At 29.0% G+C, this 7,769-nt stretch carries 6 protein-coding genes; 2 read left to right on the top strand and 4 right to left on the bottom strand.

The window, feature by feature from the left end; all coding sequences use genetic code 11:
* On the bottom strand, positions 1-1,410 hold a 1,410-nt coding region (locus AMN78_RS01045; protein ID WP_075533768.1), incomplete at its 3' end, for an NAD-dependent epimerase/dehydratase family protein.
* A 54-nt stretch (positions 1,411-1,464) separates the two neighbouring features.
* Here AMN78_RS01045 and AMN78_RS01040 point away from each other — a divergent pair.
* Together AMN78_RS01040 and AMN78_RS01035 are read left to right on the top strand one after the other, a co-directional pair.
* The gene (locus AMN78_RS01040) at positions 1,465-2,355 is read left to right on the top strand and encodes a glycosyltransferase family 17 protein (RefSeq protein ID WP_075533767.1); all 891 of its coding nucleotides are present in this window, start codon (positions 1,465-1,467) and stop codon (positions 2,353-2,355) included.
* A gap of 7 nt (positions 2,356-2,362) precedes the next feature.
* The gene (locus AMN78_RS01035) at positions 2,363-3,247 is read left to right on the top strand and encodes a glycosyltransferase family 17 protein (RefSeq protein ID WP_075533766.1); all 885 of its coding nucleotides are present in this window, start codon (positions 2,363-2,365) and stop codon (positions 3,245-3,247) included.
* On the opposite strand, the gene lon is transcribed toward AMN78_RS01035, so the two are convergent.
* From lon to clpP, 3 genes are all read right to left on the bottom strand, one after another.
* Entirely contained in the window at positions 3,244-5,628 is a 2,385-nt protein-coding gene (lon, locus tag AMN78_RS01030) for an endopeptidase La (protein ID WP_075533765.1), read from the bottom strand. The two genes, AMN78_RS01035 and lon, sit on opposite strands and share 4 nt — an antisense overlap.
* Before the next feature lie 50 nt (positions 5,629-5,678).
* On the bottom strand, positions 5,679-6,932 hold the full coding sequence (gene clpX, locus AMN78_RS01025) for an ATP-dependent Clp protease ATP-binding subunit ClpX (RefSeq protein WP_075533764.1): 1,254 nt from the start codon (positions 6,930-6,932) through the stop codon (positions 5,679-5,681).
* A 79-nt stretch (positions 6,933-7,011) separates the two neighbouring features.
* The gene (clpP, locus tag AMN78_RS01020) at positions 7,012-7,623 is read right to left on the bottom strand and encodes an ATP-dependent Clp endopeptidase proteolytic subunit ClpP (protein WP_075533763.1); all 612 of its coding nucleotides are present in this window, start codon (positions 7,621-7,623) and stop codon (positions 7,012-7,014) included.
* Positions 7,624-7,769 lie beyond the last annotated feature (146 nt).

Below are 7,769 nucleotides of genomic sequence, written 5' to 3'. Positions count from 1 at the left end.
AAGAGACACGACTCTTTTTAAATTTGTGTTTCCACATGACCTACAATTAAATTTATAATTTTTTAATAATATATTTTTTTCTTTTTCATCAACAAATACATGTTTTATAGTATGAGTAATGCCGTAATTTTTATGTTCTCTTTCACCTCGTACTAAGTTTAAGAAAGTAGTGTCTTTAGTAAATACCATTGTGTGGGCAACGTTTGGTTTGATAACAGAAATTTGACCTGCGTTCACTACCTGAGTAATTTTTGGTGAGTTAGGATTAATTATATCTTGAAAAATTTCAATAATTTGACCTTTAGTAAATAAACATTTTTGTTCTTGCTGTGGGTGATAGTGGTTAGCTCGAATTGTTCCTTTTTTTGAGTCGATTAATCCTATCAAATTAATAGGTTCAGTTAACTCATGATTGCTAATTGTACCTCTGGAGTCTTTGAAAAGATTTTCACCGTCTTTTACATGTTCTAATTCTTGAATTAAATTATGTTTTGACCATTTTTCAATCATTTCTTTTATACTTTCTTCAAGTCCATAAAGAAATTTAAATCCAACACCTAATAGTTTTTTGTTAGAAAGTGAAAAACCTAAATTTGGAATTTCATCATTAGTTTCTTTTAGTGTAATTTTTTTGTTGTATTTTTTACAAATTTCTGCAACTTTTTTTACGGTTACAGTATCTTTTGCAAGATTAAATGTTTCAGACTTAATTTTATCATTTTCTTCCATGAATTTAAAACATCTTGCAACATCAATTAGCGGAACCAGGCTTTTTACTTGTCTTCCACCTGCAAATAATTTTATAGTTCCGTTTTGGGAAGCTATTTTCGAAAATAAATTAGGCATAATATCTATTCTCATCGTATCTAATGAGTAACCATATACCGATCCTAATCTTAAAATCACAAAATTTTTACCAGACTCTTTTAATTGCCTTTCATTTAAGGCTTTGGACTTTGCGTAGGCAAGAATGGGTTGGGTTTGTTCGTTCTCTTTAATGTCATTTTTCACATCTTTTATTCCCTCAAAAACTACGTGAGTTGAAGGGAAAATAATTTTACATTTATTATTTACCACTTCTAAAATATTTTTTGCTCCTATTTCTGCAACTTCATTAATTTCTTTATCTCGCTCTGGAGATGACTCGCTTTTGGTTCTTGGAACATCTGTTATACCGGCTAAATGGTGTACAACATCTGCTTCTTTAAAATGTTTTTCTACTAAATTTTTATCTAATATATCTCCTTGAATAAATTCCATATTCCAATTTCGAATTTGATTAACTCTTTCAGAAATAAATCTTTTATCTATGACTTTTATATTGTGATGCCAGCTATAGCCTGAGTATAATTTACATAACTCTGATCCAATATAACCTAAACCACCTGTTATAATGATATTTTTCCTCATTTGATTTCTTAATAAATATTTACATATATTATATTTTACTATAACTCAAATATCATGAATATATATGATTGCTTCATGTATTTCGATGAAGACTTACTTTTAGACTTAAGACTTAATATTTTAAACAAATTTGTAAAAAAGTTTATTATCTCAGAGGCAACTTATACTCATAACGGTAAGAAAAAGAAATTAAATTTTGATATAAACAATTTTAAAAAATTCAAAGAGAAAATCATATATATAAAGGTAGAAAAACAACCAAACGACTTACTAGAAATATTTGAAAATGATACAAAAAATGAAAGAGGAGAAAAACTAATTTTAAATGGGATGTCAAGAGACTACTTTCAAAGAGAAAGTTTGAAGCTGGGATTAAAAAATTTATCAGAGCAAGATTTAGTATTAATAAGCGATTTAGATGAAATACCTAATTTGGAAAATTTAGATAAAAATATGATTAATAATAATATAATTATTTTCGAACAGAAAATGTTTTACTATAAATTTAATTTGCTTTACGAAAATTTTACATGGCACGGCACTAAAGGAATTAAATTCAAAAATTTTCGATCTCCTCAATGGTTGAGAAATATTAAAGGTAAGAAATATTCGAAATGGAGGTTGGATACTCTTTTTTCGAAAAAAAAATTCTCAAACATTCGTTTTGTTAAAGATGGTGGGTGGCACTTTAGTTGTATGAGATCACCAAAAGACTTAAATAAAAAATTATTGAGTTTCGCACACCATTATGAATTTGAGGAGAGCGGCCTAAAGTCAAATGATATAGAAAAAATGATTAGAGAAAATAGAGCCATTTATGATTATCAAGTAGATATGAAGGAAAACAAATGGAAAGGTGAAAAAAAACTTAAAATTTTAGGAAATTCAAATTTACCTAGTTATATTAAGTCTAACTTAAAAAAATATAAAGATTGGTTATATTAATAGTTTTATGAGAATAATCGACACCTTTATGTATTTTGATGAGGATTTAGTTTTAGATATCCGACTTAATACATTAAATAATTTTATACATAAATTTTTAATTTGTGAGTCAAAATTTAGCCATAACGGACAACCAAAAAAACTCAATTTTGATATAAACAATTTTCAAAAATTTAAAGATAAAATTGAGTATATAGTTTTAGATCACCAACCCAATCACTTGTTAAAAATAAATAGTAATGACAGTGATAAAGTAAAAAAAAATAAAATATTAGATAATGCTCTATTAAGAGAAAATTATCAAAGAAACTTTTGTTTGAATTATTTGAAAAAATTTTCAGAAGAAGACTTAGTTTTAATAAATGATTTAGATGAAATTCCTAATTTAAAAGATTTTAAATATAATTATAAAATAACAATTTTTAAACAAAAGATGTTTTACTATAAATTAAACCTTGAATTTCCAAATTTTACTTGGATGGGAAGCAAAATATGTAAAATAAAAAATTTGATATCACCTCAATGGCTTAGAAATGTGAAATCCAAAAAATACCCTTATTGGAGAATTGATGCTTTTTTTGATAAAAAAAAATATTTTAATATTGGATTTATAGAGTCTGGAGGATGGCACTTTACTAATATTATGTCCCCTGAAAAAATTGACTTTAAAATGAGAAGTTTTTTACATCATTTAGAGTATGAAGAAAGTGGTTATAATATTCAAAAATTAAAAGAATTAATAAAGAGCAAAAAAGTAATGTATGATCACAATGCTGATAAAAAAAATCAGGGTAAATGGCAAAGTGAAAAAAACTTGAGGAGAATTGGATTAGAACAATTGCCAGAATATATCCAAAAGAATTTTTCCACTTTGAATACTTGGATAGATTAGTGAGTACTTAATTCCTCTTTGTTTTTAATTTTTTTAGAAATTGGATCTACGTCTACCCATTCAACTCTTTTAAATGGTTTTGTAAGAGCAACTTTTAAAACCTCATCCACACTTTTAACAGTAATTACTTCCATACTCTCTAAAATAGTTTCTGGAACTTCGATTAAATCTTTTTTGTTTTCAATTGGTATAATGACTTTTTTGATGCCTGCCCTGTGAGCTGCCAATAGCTTTTCTTTAAGTCCTCCAATTGGTAACACAACACCTCTTAGAGTAATTTCACCAGTCATAGCAACATTTTTGTCTACCGGAATTTCAGTTATAGCTGAAATAATTGAGGTTACCATACCAATTCCAGCTGAAGGTCCATCTTTAGGCGTTGCTCCTTCAGGAACATGAATATGAAAATCTTTTTTATCAAAGACTGGCGGTATAATTCCGAAATCTAGGCTTTTAGAACGGATATAGGACTTAGCGGCTTTGACGGACTCTTGCATTACATCGCCCAATTTGCCGGTAATTTGCATCTTACCTTTTCCAGGCATAATAACAGATTCAATTTTTAGAATTTCTCCTCCAACTTCAGTCCATGCTAAACCAGTTACAACTCCAATTCTATTTGCCTCTTCAATTTCGCCGTAGTTAAACTTTTGAACGCCCAAAAGGTCTTTTAAGTCACTTTCTGTAATTGGGTTATTAATTTTTTCTTTGTTATCAATTTTTTTAACAAGTTTTCTAGCAATTTTTGAAATTTCTCTTTCTAGATTTCTCACTCCAGACTCTCTTGTGTAATGCCTTATTATTTTTCTGTTTATATTCTCGTCTATATTCCACTCTTCTTTTTTTAATCCATTGTTGTTGCTTTGATTTGGAATTAAAAATTTTTGAGAAATATTTACTTTTTCGTCTTCCGTGTATCCTGATAATCTAATTACCTCCATTCTATCAAGTAACGGTGGTAAAATATTTAAAGTATTGGCAGTAGTTACAAACATTACGTCAGATAAATCATAGTCAACTTCTAAATAGTGATCATTAAACTCCTTATTCTGTTCTGGATCTAAGGCTTCTAATAATGCTGATGAGGGATCTCCCCTGTAATCATTTCCAACTTTATCTATCTCGTCTAGAAGAAATAGAGGATTTTTAGTACCAGCTTTTTTCATCATTTGAATTATCTTACCAGGTAATGATCCTATGTAGGTTCTTCTATGACCTCTTATCTCTGCTTCATCTCTAATTCCTCCTAATGAAATTCTAATGAATTTACGGTTAGTTGCTTTAGCTATTGATTTACCTAAAGAGGTTTTGCCAACTCCAGGTGGTCCTACCAAACATAATATTGGGCCCTTCATTTTTTGGATTCTTTTTTGAACAGCCAAAAACTCAATAATTCTCTCTTTAACTTTTTCAAGACCGTAGTGGTCTTCGTCAAGGATTTTTTGAGCATTATTTAAATCAGTATTTATTTTCGACTTATTTGACCAAGGTAAATCTGTCATCCAATCCAGGTAATTTCTTACTACTGTTGCTTCTGCCGACATTGGACTCATAGATTTTAATTTTTTTAATTCAGATAAGCATTTTTCTTTAGCTAACTTCGGCATTTTTGCCTCCGCAATAGCTTTTGATAAATTAGTTAACTCATCTTTTCCCTCATCAATTTCACCTAATTCTTTCTGAATAGCTTTTAACTGTTCATTTAAATAATACTCTCTCTGAGTTTTTTCCATTTGGTTTTTTACCCTGCCACGTATTTTTTTTTCAACTGAAATGACACTTGTTTCTTTTTCAATAAATGTATGTATTTTTTCCAATCTTTTTTTTAGGTCAACTATTTCTAGTAATTCTTGTTTTTCAAAAATTTGAATGTTTAGATTTGATGAAATATTGTTTGCTATATGAGAGGGATTTTTTAAATTTTTTAAATTATTTGAACCTTCATTTAAATCTTTTTTGTTTAAAATTTGTAATTTTTCGAATTTTTTGACTAAACCGACTGCAAATAATTCTAAATCTTTTGAAATGTTTTCATCTTCTACAACTTCAACCTCACAGGTTAGATGTTTTTCTTTCTCATTGTTATGTTTTACAATTTTTACTCTTTTTTCACCTTCTACAAGAACTTTAACAGTTCCATCAGGAAGTTTTAAAAGTTGTAAAACTTTACTTAAACATCCATATTGATATAAATCTTTACTTTCTGGATCGTCAATTTCAGAATTTTTCTGTGTTACTAAAACAATTGATTTATCAGATTTCATTACTTCTTGAAGAGCTTTAATTGATTTATCTCTTCCTACAAATAAAGGAACTACCATTGAAGGAAAAATCACTATATCTCTTAGAGGTAAAAGAGGTTTTAAATAAGTTGTTTTCATTATTTAATAATATGGCAATATATTCATCAATTTCAAGAAACAAATTTACTTTAAGCTACTGATGTTGATGATTTTTTGCCATATGTGACAATGGGTTCTGAGTTACCTTTAACAGAAGATTTATCTACTGTAACTTTAATTACATTCTCCATATCTGGTAAATCAAACATTGTTTTTAATAAAATATTTTCTAATATTGACCTTAACCCTCTTGCGCCTGTCTTTTTTGAGATAGCTTTTTTTGCTATTTCAACTATCGCATCTTCTTTAAATTCCAAAGTTACATTTTCAAATTCAAATAATCTTTGGTATTGTTTTATTAAAGAATTCTTTGGTTCCTGTAAAATTTTAACAAGAGAAGTTTCGTCAAGATCATCAAGTGTAGCAATAATCGGCATTCTTCCAATAAACTCTGGGATTAAACCATATTTGATTAAATCCTCTGGTTCTAACATTTTCATAATTTCTGAAAGTGGTTGCTCTTTATAGCTTTTTACTTTTGCACCAAAGCCTATTGAACTACCCTTTCCTCTACTGTCAATAAGTTTGTCTAATCCTGCAAAAGCACCTCCACAAATAAATAAAATATTTGTAGTATCCACCTGTAAAAATTCTTGTTGTGGATGTTTTCTACCACCTTGTGGTGGAACACTCGCTACAGTTCCTTCCATAATTTTTAACAAAGCTTGTTGAACTCCTTCACCAGAAACATCTCTAGTAATTGATGGATTTTCAGATTTTCTACTTATTTTATCTACTTCATCTATATAAACAATTCCTCTTTGAGCTTTTTCAACATTGTAGTCTGCTGCTTGTAATAGTTTTAAAATAATATTTTCTACGTCTTCACCAACATAGCCTGCTTCTGTAAGCGTAGTCGCATCTGCCATGGTAAAAGGTACATCTAAAATTCTTGCTAAAGTTTGGGCTAACAATGTTTTTCCACACCCAGTTGGGCCGACAAGTAATATATTTGATTTTGAAAGTTCAACGTCTTTAGTGTTTTTAGTTTCATGATTTAATCTTTTGTAATGGTTGTGAACTGCTACCGATAAAATTTCTTTTGCAAGCTTTTGTCCAATTACATATTCATCTAAAACTCCGCAAATTTCTTTTGGAGAAGGGACCCCTTCTTGATGTTTTACTAATGAGCTTTTGTTTTCTTCTTTAATAATATCCATACAAAGCTCAACGCATTCATCACAAATAAATACAGTCGGACCTGCGATAAGTTTTCTTACCTCATGCTGGCTCTTTCCGCAAAACGAGCAATATAAAATATTTTTATTATTTTTTTCTGTCATAACGAATCATTATTATTAATATAAAACTCTGTAATTAGGTTAGCAAGTTGAAGTTGTTTTTATAGCTATATCTAGTGTTTTATTTTCTTTTTTCCACAACTGAGTCAATTAAGCCAAATTTTTTAGCTTCCTCAGCTGTCATAAAGTTATCTCTTTCTAAAGCATCAGATATTTCATTGACTGATTTTCCTGTATGTTTGGAGTAAATTTTATTTAATCTCTCTTTCAATAATAAAATTTCCTTTGCATGAATTTGAATATCAGTTGCTTGACCTTGAAATCCAGCTGAAGGTTGATGGACCATAATTCTAGAATTAGGTAGAGAATATCTTTTTCCCTTCTCACCAGCTGCTAACAAGAATGAACCCATAGATGAGGCTTGTCCTATACATAAAGTAGAAACAGGGGAATTAATATATTGCATTGTATCGTAAATTCCTAAACCAGCTGTAACTAAACCACCTGGGCTATTAATGTAAAAATTTATTTCTTTATTTGGATTTTCTGATTCCAGAAACAAAAGTTGTGCGGTTACCAAAGATGCAACAGCATCGTTTACTGGGCCAACTAAAAAAACAATTCGTTCTTTTAATAGTCTTGAGTAAATATCGTAAGCTCTTTCACCTTTGCTTGTTTGCTCAACAACCATGGGGATAAGGCTATTCATTTTTTCTTCAAAATCGCGACTCATTACTGGTTTATACAACTATTGGTTACTTTTTACTAATTTTTTTTAATTTTGACTTATTTTTTACAGGTGATGTGGTTTTAACTTTTTCAGAATCTACATTTGGCTTATTAAATTCAGCAATTATTTTTTCAGCTTCTTTAGTATTT

Source organism: Candidatus Pelagibacter communis, assembly GCF_001179945.1.
GTDB lineage: Bacteria > Pseudomonadota > Alphaproteobacteria > Pelagibacterales > Pelagibacteraceae > Pelagilacustribacter > Pelagilacustribacter ubique_A.
Note: the sequence above shows the minus strand (reverse complement) of the source record. Positions and strands in the feature narration are given on the sequence as shown.